This is a genomic window from Pseudomonas putida (genome assembly GCF_001941965.1).
In the GTDB taxonomy this organism is placed as follows: Bacteria; Pseudomonadota; Gammaproteobacteria; order Pseudomonadales; family Pseudomonadaceae; genus Aquipseudomonas; species Aquipseudomonas putida_L.
The window spans coordinates 97,722-112,591 of the sequence record NZ_MKZO01000006.1 but is presented as its reverse complement, the minus strand read 5'-3'; the positions used below and the strand labels follow the sequence as shown (position 1 = coordinate 112,591).

The window sequence follows — 14,870 nt, the reverse complement described above, 5'->3', positions numbered from 1 at the left end:
AGAACACCTCAGGTATGACTGATATCCCGATCCTTGGTCTCAGGCATGAAGAAGATCCCCAGCACCGCCGTCATCACCGCAATGACGATCGGGTACCAGAGCCCGTAGTAGATATCCCCGGTCGCCGCGACCATGGCGAAGGCCACCGTCGGCAGGAAGCCACCGAACCAGCCATTGCCGATGTGGTACGGCAGGGACATCGAGGTGTAGCGGATCCGCGCCGGGAACAGCTCCACCAGCCAGGCGGCGATCGGGCCGTAGACCATGGTCACGTAGATCACGAGAATGGTCAGGAGCAGCAGCACCATCGGGTAGTTGGTCTTGGCGGGGTCGGCCTTTTCCGGGTAACCGGCTTCCTTCAGCGCCGCACCCAGGGAGGCGGTAAAGCCGTCATTGGCCGCCTTGAATTCCGCCGCCGGCAGGCTGCTGCCTTCGAAGCTCGGCATCATCTTGTTGCCGATGCGGATCTGCGCCACCGCACCCGGCTCGCCCGCCTCGTTCTCATAGGGAATCGCCCGCTTGGCCAGCAGGCTCTTGGCCACGTCGCAGGAGCTGGTGAAGCGCGCCTTGCCCACCGGGTCGAACTGGAACGAGCACTGCGCAGGATCGGCGATCACCGTCACCGGGTTCTGCTGCTGCGCCGTGTAGATATCCGGGTTACCGAATTCGGTCAGGCCCTTGAAGATCGGGAAGTAGGTCAGCGCGGCGAGGATGCAGCCGGCCATGATGATCTTCTTGCGTCCGATCCGGTCCGACAGGCTGCCGAAGATCACGAAGAACGGCGTGCCGATCAGCAAGGAACCGGCGATCAGCAGGTTGGCGGTCTGCGGGTCGATCTTCAACGTTTGCAGAAGGAAGAACAGCGCATAGAACTGCCCGGTGTACCAGACCACGGCCTGGCCGGCGGTGCCGCCGAGCAGCGACATGATCACCACTTTCAGGTTGTCCCAGCGGGCGAAGGATTCGGTCAGCGGCGCCTTGGACGCCTTGCCTTCGGCCTTCATCTTGTTGAACACCGGCGACTCGTGCAGTTGCAGGCGGATATACACCGACACCGCCAGCAGGAGGATCGACAGCAGGAACGGAATCCGCCAGCCCCAGGCCTCGAAGGCCTCGGTGCCAAGGGCGGTGCGGCAGGCGAGGATCACCAGCAGCGAGAGGAACAGGCCGAGGGTCGCGGTGGTCTGGATCCACGAGGTGAAGAAGCCGCGCTTGCCGGGTGGCGCGTGTTCCGCCACATAGGTCGCCGCGCCGCCGTACTCGCCGCCGAGTGCCAGGCCCTGCAACAGGCGCAGGGTAATAAGGATGATCGGCGCCGCCACGCCGATCGTCGCGTAGCTGGGCAGCAGGCCGACGATGGCGGTGGACACGCCCATGATGATGATGGTGATCAGGAAGGTGTGCTTGCGCCCGATCATGTCACCGAGGCGGCCGAAGACGATGGCGCCGAACGGTCGCACCGCGAAGCCGGCGGCGAACGCCAGCAGGGCGAAGATGAAGGCGGTGGTTTCATTGACCCCGGCGAAGAAATGCTTGGCGATGATCGCCGCCAGGGAGCCATACAGGTAGAAGTCGTACCACTCGAAGACCGTACCGAGGGACGAGGCGAAGATCACCTTGCGCTCGTCGTGGGTGATGCCTTTGCCGGACGTGCTGCCCGGCGTGGGCGTCGAAGTGCCGTAGGTTACCGCCATGAAGGTGTTCTCCGTTTTTGTTCTTGTAGGCCGGAGCATCCCGCTGATGAATCCATACGCACTCTGGCCATTCAAAAAGGCTGATGACATCGGATCACGGACTGCGCCGGGCCTGGGGAACAGGCGGACGGCCTCGCGTTGCACGCAGGGTTAAGCGTAATAGGCGGCTGGCGGAAATCCAGCGCCCTCGCGGGAGGGCGCCGGACGGTTCAGAGGTGGCGGAACACGGCCGCTGCGATGATGCCGGCGGCGATTGCCGGCAGCGGTTTCTTCACCAGCAGCATGACCACGGCGGTGCTCGCCAGGGCCACCCGGGCACCGTTGTCGCCACTGACCGCCAGGGGCGTCAGTACCGCCACCAGTACCGAGCCGGACATGGCGCCGATGAACTGCTGCACGCGGTAGTTGATCGGCACGAAGGACATCACGAAGACCCCGCCCCAGCGAGTCGCCAGGGTCACGACGGCCATGATCAGGACCAGGATCAGCGGGCCATGGCCCGTGGTTTCGATAGTCATTTCTGCTTCTCCATCCAGATCGCACCGACGATGCCGCCGGCCAGGGCGCCGACCACCACATGGCTGTTTTCCGGCAGGTAACGATAAGCAAGCAGCGCGGAACCGGCGGCCACGCCCCAGATCAGCAGCATGCGCAGGTCCTTCTTGCCGCCCACCACCATGGACAACAGGAAGCAGCCCATGACCATGTCCAGGCCCCAGCTCACCGGATCGGCCACCAGGTTACCGAAGTACAGGCCGAGCCAGGTGCCGAGGATCCAGGTCGACCACAGCGCCAGGCCGCCACCGAAGAGAATGCCCAACCCCGGCTTGCCAGCGGACAACGCCTGCATCGACATGGCCCAGTTGGCATCGGAGACCACCAGCATGATCCCGTAGCGCCGTGCGACCGGCAGCTCGCGCAGCCAGGGATAGAGGGTCGCGCCCATCAGCAGGTGGCGGGCATTGATGGCGAACACGGTGACGATCAGCGGCACCAGCGGCACCTGGGCGCCCCACAGGTCGAGGGCGGCGAACTGCGAGGCGCCGGCGAAGACCAGGGTGCTCATCCACAGGATGGTGCCTTGGTCGAGGCCGACCTGGGCGGCGGCCAGGCCAAAGGCCAGGCCGAACACCACCACGAACATGGAGATCGGCAGCAACAGCCTGAAGCCGTCGCGGATCTCGTTGTACCCCAACTGCGTGGAGCCTTTGGCTACCGATAACACAAACTCTCTCCTGTTTTTAAATCGTGCATGTACGGACGCCAGCCACTATCCAGCAGACACGCCATTGCGAAAAGCGCATATTACGCGACCAACCCATTCGTTTACCGAATACAGCGGAGTGCATGCTTATGCAGGACCTGCAGATCGACTGGCTCAAGTGCTTCGTCGCCGTGGTCGATACCGGCTCGCTGTCCAATGCCGCGCCGGAGGTCCATCGTTCGCAATCGGCGGTGAGCATGCAGTTGAAGAAGCTCGAAGCGGCGGTGGGCCGACAGTTGCTGGTGCGCGATGCGCGACAGCAGCAGCTCACCCCGGACGGCCAGCTACTGCTGGGTTATGCCCGGCGCATCCTCGACCTGCACAACGATGCGCAGCAGGTCTTCCATGGCGACGAGCTGACCGGGCGCATCCGCCTTGGCGTACCGGACGACTACGCCGCACGCTACCTGACCCCGGTGCTCAAGCGTTTTGCCCTGCGTTATGGCGCGGTGGAGATCGAGCTGGACTGCGAGCAATCGACCTTGCTGATCCCGCGGATCGAACGCAATGACCTGGATCTGGCGCTGGTCTCACGGGATCACGCCCGGCGCGGGACGCTGCTGTTCCATGAGCCGATGGTCTGGGTCGGCTCGCCGCAGTTCGATATCTGGCGGCGTGATCCGCTGCCCATTGCCACCTATGAAAGCACCAGCCTGGCGCGGCGTTGCGCGATCAACTCGCTGGCGTTGCAAGGGCGGGATTACCGGGTGGTGTACAACAGTTCGAGCCTGGCCGGGCAGATCGCCGCAGTGGAAAGTGGCCTGGCGGTGGCGGTGCTGACGCGGTGCAGTGTGCCGGAGCATCTGGAGATTCTCGGCGCCGAGCATGGGCTGGGGCCGCTGGAACCGATGGCGGTGGCGGTGTATCGAAGCCGGGCGTCGCAGGGCTCGCAGCCGGTGGACCGGCTGCATGGGTTACTGGTCAAGACCCTGAGGGTGGCGGCGACCTGAAGGGCCTCATCGCTGGCAAGCCAGCTCCCACAGGGTCCGCGCCAGGCACAGGTTCTGTGGATGACTCAGGCCCCTGTGGGAGCGGGTTCACCCGCGATTGCGGCAGTGAGTTCACCATAGCAATCGCGGCGGTTCGGCGCCCAAACAAGGTCCGCGCCGGGCACAGGTTCTATGGATGACTCAGGACCCTGTGGGAGCTGGCTTGCCAGCGATGAGGCCCGAAAGATCACCCGAAAATCCTCCTGACTTCTCAAGCATGCCCTAGCATCTCCAGCAGGCGTTCCGGATAAACCGTGGCAGTGGTCGTGCGCAATTCCTCCGCCGACCACCAATGATGCGCCGCCATCACCTTCTGCTCATGCGCGGTCCAGCCTTCACGACTGAGCTGCTGCGACCCGGCCTGTACACGGTAGTAACGTTCCATGGAGATCACATTCTCACCACTGGGCAGACGCATGACGAAACGCCGCTCGGCCACCGGCTCGCCGACCTCCTCGGTGCGGATCCCGGTTTCCTCGTACAGCTCGCGAATCGCCGCATCCCTGAAGCTCTCCCCCTCCTCCAGGCCACCACCGGGCGAGGCCCAGTGATCGCTGCCATCGAGGGCATCGCCCTTGTGCACGAAGTGGAACAGCAGGACCCGATCCTCAGGGTCGAGGACCAACAGGCGGGCGGATTTCCTTTCACGCATGACAACGGCATCCTTTTCCGGCGGGACGGCAGGCTACCGGGCATGGATCCGCTTGTCGATGTGTACGACGCCATCAGTTTGCACCTGGCCTGGCGCAAAAAAAAAGCACCGCATCAGCGGTGCTCGGGAAAACGCCTTCCAACCAGAACTTCGGCACCTCGCAGGGACCAATCCGCGAGGCTGGGGCCAAAGTAATTCGTACATCTGAACAGAATCAGATGACGATCTCGTGAAACGATTCAGTTTTCGAAGACTGGCCGCGAGGCCTTCTCGATCGCCGCCATCGCCTCGGCTTCGCTCATCACCCCGCTCTCGGCCATGATCGCCAGCAACGAGCGGCCTTCATTGACCGACTGCCGCGCCAGCTTGCTGACCCTGGCATAGCCCAGGCGCGGCACCAGCGCAGTGGCCACGGCCATCGAATCGGTCAGGTGCGCGAGATTGCGCGCTTCATCGGCCTGGATACCGGCGATGCATTTTTCGCGGAAACGCTGGATGCCCTGGGTGAGCAAGGTGATGCTGTCGAACACCCGCGAAGCCACCACCGGTTCGAAATGGTTGATCTCCAGCTCGCCCGCCTGCACCGCCTGGGCCACGGCGACATCATTGCCGATCACCGCGAAGCTGAGCTGGATCATCGCCATCGGCAGCACCGGGTTGACCTTGCCCGGCATGATCGAGGAACCGGCCTGGGCTTCCGGCAGTTTCAGCTCGCCGATGCCGGCGACCGGGCCGGACGAGAGTTTGGTCAGGTCGCTGGCGATCTTCGCCAGGGCCGCCGCGCAGGTGCGCAACTCGGCGGAAACGCGAGAGAACACGTCCATGTTCTGCATGGCGTCGAAGGCGTTTTCCGGCGCCTGGTAGGCGACGCCGGTAACGTCGCCAAGATGGCGGTACACCGCGCCACGATAGGCCGCCGGTGCACCGAAACCGGTACCAATGGCGGTACCGCCCAGTGGCAGGGTGTGCAGCTTGGCGCGTACCGCGACCAGTTCCTCGGCGAGACGGTGAGTCAGCGAGGCATAGCCGGAGAACAGCTGACCCAGGCGCATCGGCTGGGCGTCCTGCAGGCAGGTGCGGCCGAGGTGGAGGATATCGGCGAACTGCACGGCCTTGGCGTCGAACTCAGCAGCCAGTTGGCGGACTTCGCCGATCAGGCCCTCGAGCATGGCGTGGGTGGCGATCTTCAGTGCCGCCGGGTAGACGTCGTTGGTCGACTGCGAGGCGTTGACCTGGTCGTTGGGGTGGACGATGTCGTAGCTGCCGGCAGCATGGCCCATGAACAGCTGGGCGCGGTTGGCCACCACTTCGTTGAAGTTCATGTTGGTCGAGGTGCCGCCGGAGCCTTCCAGCAGGTCGACGATCAGCGAGTCGTCGCAGTTGCCGGCGATGATGTCCTGGCAGGCGAGGACGATGGCTTCGGCCTGTGCCCCGGAAATCACCCCGCAATCCAGGTTGGCCAGCGCCGCCGCCCATTTGCACTGGGCAAAGGCATCGCGGAACGCCGGGTAGTGGGCAATGCTCAGCGGCGAGACGCTGAGATTGTCGAAGCCGCGCACGGTGTTGACGCCGTACAGCTTGCCGGCGGGGATCCGCACTTCGCCGACGTAGTCCTGCTCGATCCGCTCGCCGGCGCTCTCAAAAGTACTCACGGGAATCTTCCTCATCGATGGTTACCAGGGTTTCGACACCCTTGCCCAGGGCGCTCAGCCGCGGCAGGAAGGTGTCCAGAATGACGGTGCGCGCCGTCTCGCAGGCGTCGGCGAAGAAGGCGCTGTATTCGTTGCGACGGGCCACTAGGTACAGCGAGCGCTCCAGGCTCAGTGGCGGCACCAGGTGGGCGTTGACGTTTTCCACCCAGGTGCAGGCCTGGAGGAAACACATGGGGCTGGTCACGGCCCAGCCGATGCCGTCGGCGACCATGGCGGTCAGGGCGTCGGCGTTGTCCAGCTCCAGGCGGTTGGGCATGCGCACATTTAGCCCGCGCATATGCCGCTCGATCTGCAGACCGACCTGGGACAGGCGGTTGAAACGCACCACCGGCAGGACATTGGCCAGGGCGCGCAGGTCGTCGAGGCTGTGCAGCGGCTTGCCGAGCGCCTTCGGGGTGATGACGAAGTAGCGCTCGGTGAACAGCCGGTAGCGCACCACATCGTTGGCGTCCATCAGCGGGTCGCTGGTGATGATCAGGTCGAGGTCGCGGCGCAGCAGCGATTCGCCCTGTTGCGGGCTGAGGCCGGTGCGGACCGACAGCTGCGTGACCCGCCCGAGCATCTGCCGGGTAAAGGCCGAACCGCAGGTGGCGGCGAAGGAGTCCACCAGGCCAATGCGCAGGTCGGGCTTGACCCCGCGCCCGGCATCCAGCACCTGGGCCTTGAGGTTGCACAATTCCTCGCTGAGGATCGCGCCGCGGTTGCGCAGGGCCAGGCCGAACGGCGTCAGGGTCAGCGGCCGGGTGGTGCGATCGACCAGGACCACGCCGAGGTCGTCCTCCAGTTGCCGGACCATCTGCGACACCCCCGACTGGGAAATCCCCATGCGGCTGGCCGCCCCCGACATGCTGCCCTCCTCGGCCACGGCGACGAAGACCTGCACCGCGTACATATCGATAAGCTTGCTGGCTGACATGGGGATGTCCTCTTCTTTACTTGGTGTCGGCGAATGCCAGCGGCGCGGGCTCGCCCTCGCCTTCCGGGCTGACGGCGGCCAGGGTTTCCTTGCTGGTTTCCGGGGCGAACAGGTGGCAGAACACCCCGCCGAACAGCAGCACCGCGACGCACACGCCCAGGGCGGTGTGGATGCCCAGGTGCTGCACGGCGATCGGCAGGAGGAAGGTGGCGAAGGCTGAACCGAAACGGCTGGCCGCTACCGCCAGGCCGATGCCCGAGGCGCGCAGGTGGGTCGGGAACAGCTCCGGTGGATAGACGAACTCCAGGTTCACCGCCGCCGCCAGGACACAGGCGAAGAAGCCGAAGGCGAGGATGGTGCCCAGCGGACCGAAACCGGCGTAGGCCAGCACGGCAAGGCCGATGGCGCTGAGATAGAAAGTACCGACCAGGAAGGCGCGGCGGGAGATCCGGTCGATGATCAGCAGGCCGAGCAGCGCCCCGAGCATCAGCAGCACGTTGTAGACCAGGCCGCCGACGAACTTGTCCTGCACGTTCAGTGCTTCGAGAACACGTGGCGAGAAGGTGCCGAGGGCAAAGAATGGGATTACCTGGCAGGTGTAGAACACGCACCCGACCAGGGTGTTGCGGCGCCAGCGCTTGCTCATCAGCTCGGCGATGCTGCCGCGCTTCTTCGTGGCGGCGGGCGGCGCGGCCGGCAGGGTCACATGGGGACCGAACTTGGCATGAATGATCGCCAGGGCTTCGGCACTGCGACCACGGGCCATCAGCCAGATCGGCGACTCCGGTACGCCCATGCGCAGCGGCAGGATCAGCAAGGCCGGCACGCCACTCAAGGCCAACATCAAGCGCCAGGCATCCGGACCGATATCGCGAATCGCGAAGCCCACCAGGTAAGCCGCGACGTAACCCGCCGCCCAGGCCGCCGCCAGCACGCTGAGCAGACGCCCGCGATAACGCCGGGGGGCGAACTCGGTGACCAGGGATTTGGACACGACATAGTCGAAGCCGAGGACCAGGCCCAGCAGCAAGCGCAAGGCCAGCAACTGTTCCGGCGAGGTAACGAAGAACTGCGATGCGGAGATCACCGCGAACAGCAGCATGTCCCAGGCAAAGATGGTGCGCCGGCCGAACTTGTCGGCCAGGGGACCGGCGAACAGGCTGCCGAGGAACAGGCCGGCCAGCGACGCGGCGCCGAGCAATCCCATCCACAGTGCGTTCAATTGCAGGGGACCCGCCGCCATGCTCACGGCGATGCCGATGATGCCCAACACGAATCCGTCGCTGAACTGCCCTCCTGTTCCGCTGAATACCGTCCGAATATGAAAACGGCTCAGCGGAAGATCCTCGAACGCTACCTGACTCATTCGTCTCTCCACCTGTTGTTTTAGTTGTGGGGACCGGTGTTGGTGACCGGATTACGAACGAGTGTACGGCTGCATATTCACGAAAACAGCAGATGCAATTGGAGTATCAGGATTGTTGATACTAGCTGCCAGAATCCTTGCTAACAGCGGCTTTGCGGGCCATTGGTCGGCTGGTTGGGAATGGCGCAGACTGCGCCATTCATATAAACGCGGATTGTTATTCCGGCAGGAAATGATTCATCAGAGTCAGACTTTCAATGGCATCCCTATATCCGGCGAAGCATGGGTCGCCTTCATTGAATGCCTTGGCCACGGCCGCCGCATGTTCGTAACTTTGCCACTTGGCCAGGTCGGCGAAAGTACGTTCGTTATTCATCGGGGAATAACCGCTGTATTCGATCAGCCCCGGGAAGGCTTTCAGGGTTTCGCGCAGGCCGTCGCGCAGTTGGGGCATCTGCGCGATGTGCTCAGGCTTGACGGTGAAGATCGCGAGTTCGAGTACGTGTGACATGGGTGGAAGTCTTCCGTGGAGTTGAGGAAGACCCAGTATCGGCAAGTCATCCTGACAGCGTGCTGTCAGTACGTCCGGCGCTGGATTGATGGCGCATGTAGGTGCGCAAGACGATCTGCGGGCTGTCGCGCCAGGGTTCTTCGCTGGTGAAGACGGAGGCAATGCGGTCGACGCGAAAATCCCGATAGGCCGCACGGGTGTTGCACCAACTGCCGACGGTCCACTTGCCGCCCCAGTAGAACAGGCCGATGGGCTGGATCAGGCGCCGGGACACGGCGCCGTCGAGGCTGGTATAGGTAATCTGCACGACCCGCTTGTGTTCGATGGCCTGGCGCAGGGCGCTGAGGTGGCTGCGGGTCGTGGCGGTGCTGCTGTTCAAGGCGCGGATCGGGCTCTGTTGCGGATCGACAGCCTGTTGCGGCGCGCTGGCCGAGACCTTGCTCAGCAGGGTACGGGCAGCACTGGCCAGTTCGTTGTCGGCGCTGCCGGCGAGCATTTCCATGCCCAGGGTCAGGGCATCCACCTCGATGCGGCTCAGGCGCAGTGGTGGCATCTCGAACGCGGCGTCGAGGGCGTAGCCGACGCCGGTGGTGCCATAGACCGGCACGCCGCTGAGGGACAGGTCGTCGATGTAGCGATAGATCGAGCGCACGGAAACGCCGATCCGTTCGGCCAGGGTTTCGGCAGTGATCGGCTGGTGCACGCGGATCAGGTTCACCAGCTGGAACAGGCGGTCGGCTTTGTGCATTTGAGGTCCCTCATGTCCGTGTTGAATCAAGAGCCTTTCTGTTGTCCTTCAGGACCTCATCGCTGGCAAGCCAGCTCCCACAGTGTCCGCGGCGCTGCAGAACCCTGTGGGAGCTGGCTTGCCAGCGATGAGGCCCTCAGCAACGACATCCCACTAACGGGTCACCACCGAAATCCTTTTCCCACCCCGCTCCGCCACTTCCTGGGCCTGCCCGTCGCGCTGCTTGCCCTGCCGTGCCAGCCCCACCAGCCGGGGGATCAACGGCCCTTCCGGCAGATGCCGCCAGAAGCGCCCCGGCATATGCATGCGCAAGGCATCGGGATTGACCCGCGCCGGGTTGAACGTATGGCGGTAATAGGTCAGCCACAGGTCCGCATCCGGGTCATCGGCCTGCTCGGCCCACTGCCGCCATTCAGGCGGACACTGGCGGCGGTAATCGAAATCCTTGCCGTCGTAGCGAATGCCATCCCGCGAAGTAGCAATCAACCAGCGCTGCTTGCCCAAACGCTCGGCAAAGTGCCCGCTGGCGCTTTCGAGAATGTCGTGGGCCGGCTCGTGGAACGCCACCAGGTCCAGTTGCAGGCTCTGCGCCACCGCTGCCGGCAACGGCACGAAACGCACGAAGGCATGCAGGTGGTGCGCCTCACGGGTGACCTGCTTGATCCGCCGTTGCAGTTCGCTGCCCAGCCGATCACCCGCAAGCATTGCCGTGCGGTCGCCATGGGCCACTCGCCAGAGCACTTCATAGAGCAGGTTCCAGCGCTGCTCGCCACGGTAGCGGGCAGCCAGTTGCAACTGTGCCAGCAGCTCTGCCGGCACCCGCGCCCGGAACGGTCCCGGGCCACTCGGCAGGCCCTCGGGGACGGCCAGCAGGTCCTGGATCGGCCCCTGCCCCCAATTCACCTCCGCCGGGTCGATGCCATGGCCCAGCAACACCCGCGCCTGGTCGCGCCAGGTGGCGAAGCGGTCGTCGCAGTCGAGGGCGATCATCCCCACAACCCCATCTGCACCGGCGCCACCGGGTCACGCAGGCGCGCCCGCAACAGCCCGCTGCGGGTATCGGCCAGGGCCGGGCGATAATCGCTGGTGACGATGAACGGCCGGGCCTTGTCCAGCACGCAGCGCAGATGGATCAGGTCGTCGTAGCGCACCCGCCGCTCGCGCCGCAGCGCCACCAGGCGTTGCACGCTGCGCAGGCCGATGCCTGGAATTCGCGCGAGCAAGGCCGGTTCGGCACGATTGATATCCACCGGGAACACCTCACGGTTGGACAGCGCCCAGGCCAGCTTGGGGTCGATGTCCAGGTCCAGGTTGCTCGACGTGTTGAGCAGCTCACCGGCCTTGTAGCCGTAGCCGCGCATCAGGAAGTCGGCCTGGTACAGGCGGTGCTCGCGCAACAACGGCGGCGCGGCCAGGGGCACGCTGTTCGGGCTGTCGGGGATCGGGCTGAAGGCCGAGTAGTACACGCGCTTGAGGCCATAGCCCTGATACAGCGACTCGGCATTGCGCAGGATGGTGCGGTCGTCCGAGGTGTCGGCACCGACGATCATCTGCGTGCTCTGCCCGGCCGGGGTGAAACGCGGCGCCCGTGTCTCGCCGGCCACCGCCTGCTGGCCGCGGTGGATGGTGCCCATGGCCTGGCGGATGGTCGCCACCTGCTTTTCCGGGGCCAGGCGCTTGAGGCTGGCGTCGCTGGGCAATTCGATATTGACGCTGAGACGGTCGGCCAGGCGCCCGGCTTCCTCGATCAGCAGCGGATCGGCGTCGGGAATGGTCTTGAGGTGGATATAGCCGCGGAAGCCATGCTCCTCGCGCAGCAGCCGGGCCACACGGACCAGTTGCTCCATGGTGTAGTCCGCCGAGCGGATGATCCCCGAACTGAGGAACAGCCCGCTGATGCAGTTGCGCCGGTAGAAATCCAGGGTCAGGCGCACCACCTCTTCCGGCGTGAAGCGCGCCCGCGGCACATTGCTGGAGCGGCGATTGACGCAGTACTGGCAGTCGTACAGGCAGAAGTTGGTCAGCAGCACCTTGAGCAGCGAGACGCAGCGCCCGTCGGGGGTGTAGCTGTGGCAGATGCCCATGCCATTGGTCGCACCAAGCCCGTCGCTGCCCTTGGAGCTACGCTTGGGGGCGCCACTGCTGGCGCACGAGGCGTCGTACTTGGCGGCATCGGCGAGGATGCCGAGCTTGGCGATGAGTTGCATGGGGAGCCTTTCCCGGAATACTGAATATCCATACAGTATTTCGAGATTGGCAGGGATGCAAGTGCCTGTTGTCGATCCAGCTAGCCCGGATGCCCGTCCACCCTCGCCTTCAGCAGCATTGGCGCATAGCCCCAGACAAACAACCCAAAGGCCAGCACCCAGCACAGCGTCGCCACGCCCAGGCCAGCGTGGAGATTCACCTGCACCAACAGGATCCGGCTGAGCCCGGCAAGATTCAGCAATATAAAGCCCAGCGCCATCCCCTTCGGCGGCTGCAACGGCCGCCCCGTATGCCCAAGACTGACCCGGGCAATCATCGCCAGGATCAGCCCGGCCATGGCGCCGATGGTCAGGCAATGCACCGCCAGGCTCGGATTCAGCGCCACGCCGAAATGCCACAGCGCCATACCTGCGCACGCCAGCACCAGCCAGCCGTAGGCCAGGTGCAGCGACCAGAGCAGCGGCACGCGCCACAGGCCGCTGTCGTGCCAGCGAGCCAGGCGAACCAGGTGACCCACGGCCAGTACCGCGAACAACATCCCGATCAACACATTGGGCAGCAACGCCGGTCCGGCTGCGTACAGCAGCGCAACCAGCGCCGAACCACCGAGCAGCGCCCAGTCCAGCCATGCCCAGGGCGCCACCATGTCCTTGCGCCCCAGCCCGCGCTGGGTAAAGAACGGAATCACCCGGCCGCCGATCAAGCCCATCATCGCCGCTACCAGCCACAGCCCGCCGAGCACGCCCTGGCGTTGCCAGCCGTCGTTGCCGGCGACCAGTCCGGCCATGGCGATGGCGTCCACCAGCGTCAGCAACAGCAACAACCCCACCAGCGGATAATTGCGCTGCTGACGGACCTTCCACAGGGTTCGCCCCATCAGCCACGCCAGCAGCAGCGGAAAACCCAGTTCCAGCACGATCAGCATCGGCCAGGGCGCTGCCGCCAGCCAGGCAAGCCGCCCCGCCAGCCAGAGCAACGCCAGCGCCGCCAGCGGCTTGCCGGTCAGCCCCGGTTGTCCGGTCCAGGTCTGCACGGCGGTCAACAGGAAGCCGGCAACGATGGCCAGGCCGAAGCCGAACAGCAACTCATGCCGATGCCACGCCAACCAGCCGCCAGCCGGGCTCCAGTCGAACTTGCCGCCCAGCGCAAGCAGCCACATCGGCACCACGATCAGCGCCAGCAGGCTGCCACCAAGAAAGAACGGACGAAACGCCAGACGCAGCCACGGCGGTGTCGCCAGGGCCTTCTTGCGGTCGATCACTTGCATCGTGGCCTACTCCTTACCAGCTCAGATAAAACATGCCCTTGGCCAGCAGCACGATCAGCAACAGATGAGTAAAGACGCTGGCATGGATAAAGCGCACCGCGTTCGCCGTCATGCGGCCGCTGCGGAACATCCAGAGCGCCGTGAGGAAATGCCCGAGCACGCTGATCGCGACGAGGATCTTCAGGCTCAGCAAGGTGCCGAAGGATGAGGTCCAGGGTGTGCTCACCTGCGCCATGTAACGCTCGCGAACCATGCCGACCCCGGCGCCGAACAGCACCAGCAGGACCCAGGGCATCAGGCGCCGGGCGCGCTGGCCGACGGCGTGTTCGAGCATCATCATCAGGCGGTCGGGCAACTGCTGGCGGATGGCGCCGAGAAACAGCACTTCGAAAAACACCGTGCCGATAAAGACGATGGCGGCGAACAGATGCAGGGTCAGCAGAACGGGATAGATCATGGCGGGGCCTCATTGTGCCGGTCAGCCTAACGCGGCGGCCGGCTTCCCGGCTTGACGCTCGTCAAGCCGGCGGAACTCCGGGTGCAGGCGCAACTTCGAAAGTCATATCGATTGCCGACTGCGCCAGGAGGCTGCAATGCATAACCTCGAAACGCCACACCTGAAGCTCGGCGTGTTCAACCCGCTGGACAGTCTCGGCCAGGCGCTGATCGCGGCCGCCTTGCATCGCCAGCACGAAGTCAGCGCGCTGCTGGACGATCTCAACCGGATCACCGCCCGGCCTGGCTTGCGCTGCAAGCTGGGCAGCCTGGATTCGGTGGATACGGTGAAGCGCGCAGTGGCCGGGCTGGAAGTAGTATTTGCCTGCCTCGGCGCTGAGCCTGAAGAAGATCTGCCGCCGCAGTGTGGCTGCCTGATCGACGCTGCCCTGGGCCTCGGCGACCGAGCGCCGCGGCTGTTTCTGCTCGGGCACTGGCAATGGCTGGTGAACCCGGATGACAGTGATGGCCAGGCCATGAGTGCCGGGCTGCGGCGCAGCCTGGACGTCAGCGGGCTGGACTGGACACTGGTGGAGATGCCCGACCTGTTGCCGGGGTTGCGCATCGATGATTTCAGCGGCGCCGACACGACCATCAGCCCCGAGGCGCGCCGGGCGCTGGACTGCGCCGAGGCCCTGCTCGACGAAATGCGCCTGGGCCTGCATCGCCAGCAATGCCTGCGCTTGCGCGGCGAGCACGGGGAGCAGGCCTGATGTCCGGACCCGACGCGCTTCACCAGGTGTTTGGCGTTGTGCTGCTGGCCATGGCCTTCAGCGCGTTCATCCTGTTCGTTCGCGGCTATCGTCCGGCCGGGGTCAGCGGGTTGTGGTACGACCTGGTGCTGGGATTCATCGCCCTGTGGCTGGCGTTGTGGCCGGAGCTGATCCACTTTGCCGAGGCGCCGCGCCTGGCCAGCGGGCTGGGGTTGCTGCTGCAGATCATCGCCACGGCAGCGGGGTGCATTCTGGGCGCGCTGCTGGCAAAGGCGTTGCGCTTGTTGTTGCTGGAGCGGCGCCGACCTCGCGGTCGGCGCTGATGGGCTGGCAGG

The 14,870-nt window shown here is 64.9% G+C and carries 16 protein-coding genes; 3 read left to right on the top strand and 13 right to left on the bottom strand.

The window, feature by feature from the left end:
* Nucleotides 1-8 precede the first annotated feature (8 nt).
* The 3 genes from PSEMO_RS03545 to PSEMO_RS03535 all read right to left on the bottom strand — a co-directional run bounded on the left by PSEMO_RS03545 (nucleotide 9) and on the right by PSEMO_RS03535 (nucleotide 2,919).
* A complete protein-coding gene (locus PSEMO_RS03545; protein WP_075801784.1) occupies nucleotides 9-1,694 on the bottom strand; it encodes an MFS transporter in 1,686 nt (561 codons plus the stop codon).
* Nucleotides 1,695-1,903: 209 nt separating this feature from the next.
* Complete coding sequence (locus PSEMO_RS03540) at nucleotides 1,904-2,212, bottom strand: AzlD family protein (protein ID WP_075801783.1); 309 nt, start codon at nucleotides 2,210-2,212, stop codon at nucleotides 1,904-1,906.
* Nucleotides 2,209-2,919 carry an AzlC family ABC transporter permease gene (locus PSEMO_RS03535; RefSeq protein ID WP_075801782.1) on the bottom strand — a complete coding sequence of 237 codons (711 nt, stop codon included), beginning with the start codon at nucleotides 2,917-2,919 and terminating at the stop codon, nucleotides 2,209-2,211. Before PSEMO_RS03535 ends, PSEMO_RS03540 begins: the two co-directional genes overlap by 4 nt.
* A 122-nt stretch (nucleotides 2,920-3,041) precedes the next feature.
* On the opposite strand from PSEMO_RS03535, the gene PSEMO_RS03530 reads away from it, so the two are divergent.
* Entirely contained in the window at nucleotides 3,042-3,908 is an 867-nt protein-coding gene (locus PSEMO_RS03530; protein WP_075801781.1) for a LysR family transcriptional regulator, read from the top strand.
* 250 nt (nucleotides 3,909-4,158) lie between these two features.
* On the opposite strand, the gene PSEMO_RS03525 is transcribed toward PSEMO_RS03530, so the two are convergent.
* From PSEMO_RS03525 to PSEMO_RS03480, 10 genes are all read right to left on the bottom strand, one after another.
* Nucleotides 4,159-4,599, bottom strand: coding sequence for an NUDIX hydrolase (locus PSEMO_RS03525; protein ID WP_075801780.1), 441 nt, complete (start codon nucleotides 4,597-4,599; stop codon nucleotides 4,159-4,161).
* A 239-nt stretch (nucleotides 4,600-4,838) separates the two neighbouring features.
* Nucleotides 4,839-6,251, bottom strand: a complete 1,413-nt coding sequence (locus PSEMO_RS03520) for an aspartate ammonia-lyase (RefSeq protein WP_081430190.1) — start codon at nucleotides 6,249-6,251, stop codon at nucleotides 4,839-4,841.
* The gene (locus tag PSEMO_RS03515) at nucleotides 6,238-7,227 is read right to left on the bottom strand and encodes a LysR family transcriptional regulator (RefSeq protein ID WP_075801778.1); all 990 of its coding nucleotides are present in this window, start codon (nucleotides 7,225-7,227) and stop codon (nucleotides 6,238-6,240) included. Before PSEMO_RS03515 ends, PSEMO_RS03520 begins: the two co-directional genes overlap by 14 nt.
* Nucleotides 7,228-7,243: 16 nt before the next feature.
* Entirely contained in the window at nucleotides 7,244-8,593 is a 1,350-nt protein-coding gene (locus PSEMO_RS03510) for an MFS transporter (RefSeq protein ID WP_075801777.1), read from the bottom strand.
* Between the two features lie 217 nt (nucleotides 8,594-8,810).
* Entirely contained in the window at nucleotides 8,811-9,104 is a 294-nt protein-coding gene (locus PSEMO_RS03505) for a hypothetical protein (RefSeq protein ID WP_075801776.1), read from the bottom strand.
* A 46-nt stretch (nucleotides 9,105-9,150) separates the two neighbouring features.
* On the bottom strand, nucleotides 9,151-9,852 hold the full coding sequence (locus PSEMO_RS03500) for a helix-turn-helix transcriptional regulator (protein ID WP_075801775.1): 702 nt from the start codon (nucleotides 9,850-9,852) through the stop codon (nucleotides 9,151-9,153).
* A gap of 153 nt (nucleotides 9,853-10,005) precedes the next feature.
* A complete protein-coding gene (locus PSEMO_RS03495) occupies nucleotides 10,006-10,848 on the bottom strand; it encodes a TIGR03915 family putative DNA repair protein (protein ID WP_075801774.1) in 843 nt (280 codons plus the stop codon).
* Complete coding sequence (locus PSEMO_RS03490) at nucleotides 10,839-12,059, bottom strand: putative DNA modification/repair radical SAM protein (protein WP_075801773.1); 1,221 nt, start codon at nucleotides 12,057-12,059, stop codon at nucleotides 10,839-10,841. The genes PSEMO_RS03495 and PSEMO_RS03490 overlap by 10 nt, the downstream gene beginning before the upstream one ends.
* Before the next feature lie 80 nt (nucleotides 12,060-12,139).
* A complete protein-coding gene (locus PSEMO_RS03485) occupies nucleotides 12,140-13,327 on the bottom strand; it encodes an NnrS family protein (protein ID WP_075801772.1) in 1,188 nt (395 codons plus the stop codon).
* A 13-nt stretch (nucleotides 13,328-13,340) separates the two neighbouring features.
* On the bottom strand, nucleotides 13,341-13,784 hold the full coding sequence (locus PSEMO_RS03480) for a CopD family copper resistance protein (protein WP_075801771.1): 444 nt from the start codon (nucleotides 13,782-13,784) through the stop codon (nucleotides 13,341-13,343).
* A 136-nt stretch (nucleotides 13,785-13,920) separates the two neighbouring features.
* Here PSEMO_RS03480 and PSEMO_RS03475 point away from each other — a divergent pair, with 136 nt between their 5' ends.
* Together PSEMO_RS03475 and PSEMO_RS03470 are read left to right on the top strand one after the other, a co-directional pair.
* A complete protein-coding gene (locus PSEMO_RS03475; RefSeq protein ID WP_075801770.1) occupies nucleotides 13,921-14,535 on the top strand; it encodes an NAD(P)H-binding protein in 615 nt (204 codons plus the stop codon).
* Nucleotides 14,535-14,858, top strand: coding sequence for a hypothetical protein (locus tag PSEMO_RS03470; RefSeq protein WP_075801769.1), 324 nt, complete (start codon nucleotides 14,535-14,537; stop codon nucleotides 14,856-14,858). The genes PSEMO_RS03475 and PSEMO_RS03470 overlap by 1 nt, the downstream gene beginning before the upstream one ends.
* Nucleotides 14,859-14,870 lie beyond the last annotated feature (12 nt).

Coding starts and splice junctions, on each gene's coding strand:
- PSEMO_RS03505 (WP_075801776.1), bottom strand. CDS start 9,104: ATGTCACACGTACTCGAACTCGCGATCTTCACCGTCAAGCCTGAGCAC.
- PSEMO_RS03515 (WP_075801778.1), bottom strand. CDS start 7,227: ATGTCAGCCAGCAAGCTTATCGATATGTACGCGGTGCAGGTCTTCGTC.
- PSEMO_RS03470 (WP_075801769.1), top strand. CDS start 14,535: ATGTCCGGACCCGACGCGCTTCACCAGGTGTTTGGCGTTGTGCTGCTG.
- PSEMO_RS03490 (WP_075801773.1), bottom strand. CDS start 12,059: ATGCAACTCATCGCCAAGCTCGGCATCCTCGCCGATGCCGCCAAGTAC.
- PSEMO_RS03485 (WP_075801772.1), bottom strand. CDS start 13,327: ATGCAAGTGATCGACCGCAAGAAGGCCCTGGCGACACCGCCGTGGCTG.
- PSEMO_RS03480 (WP_075801771.1), bottom strand. CDS start 13,784: ATGATCTATCCCGTTCTGCTGACCCTGCATCTGTTCGCCGCCATCGTC.
- PSEMO_RS03510 (WP_075801777.1), bottom strand. CDS start 8,593: ATGAGTCAGGTAGCGTTCGAGGATCTTCCGCTGAGCCGTTTTCATATT.
- PSEMO_RS03540 (WP_075801783.1), bottom strand. CDS start 2,212: ATGACTATCGAAACCACGGGCCATGGCCCGCTGATCCTGGTCCTGATC.
- PSEMO_RS03545 (WP_075801784.1), bottom strand. CDS start 1,694: ATGGCGGTAACCTACGGCACTTCGACGCCCACGCCGGGCAGCACGTCC.
- PSEMO_RS03475 (WP_075801770.1), top strand. CDS start 13,921: ATGCATAACCTCGAAACGCCACACCTGAAGCTCGGCGTGTTCAACCCG.
- PSEMO_RS03530 (WP_075801781.1), top strand. CDS start 3,042: ATGCTTATGCAGGACCTGCAGATCGACTGGCTCAAGTGCTTCGTCGCC.
- PSEMO_RS03525 (WP_075801780.1), bottom strand. CDS start 4,599: ATGCGTGAAAGGAAATCCGCCCGCCTGTTGGTCCTCGACCCTGAGGAT.
- PSEMO_RS03500 (WP_075801775.1), bottom strand. CDS start 9,852: ATGCACAAAGCCGACCGCCTGTTCCAGCTGGTGAACCTGATCCGCGTG.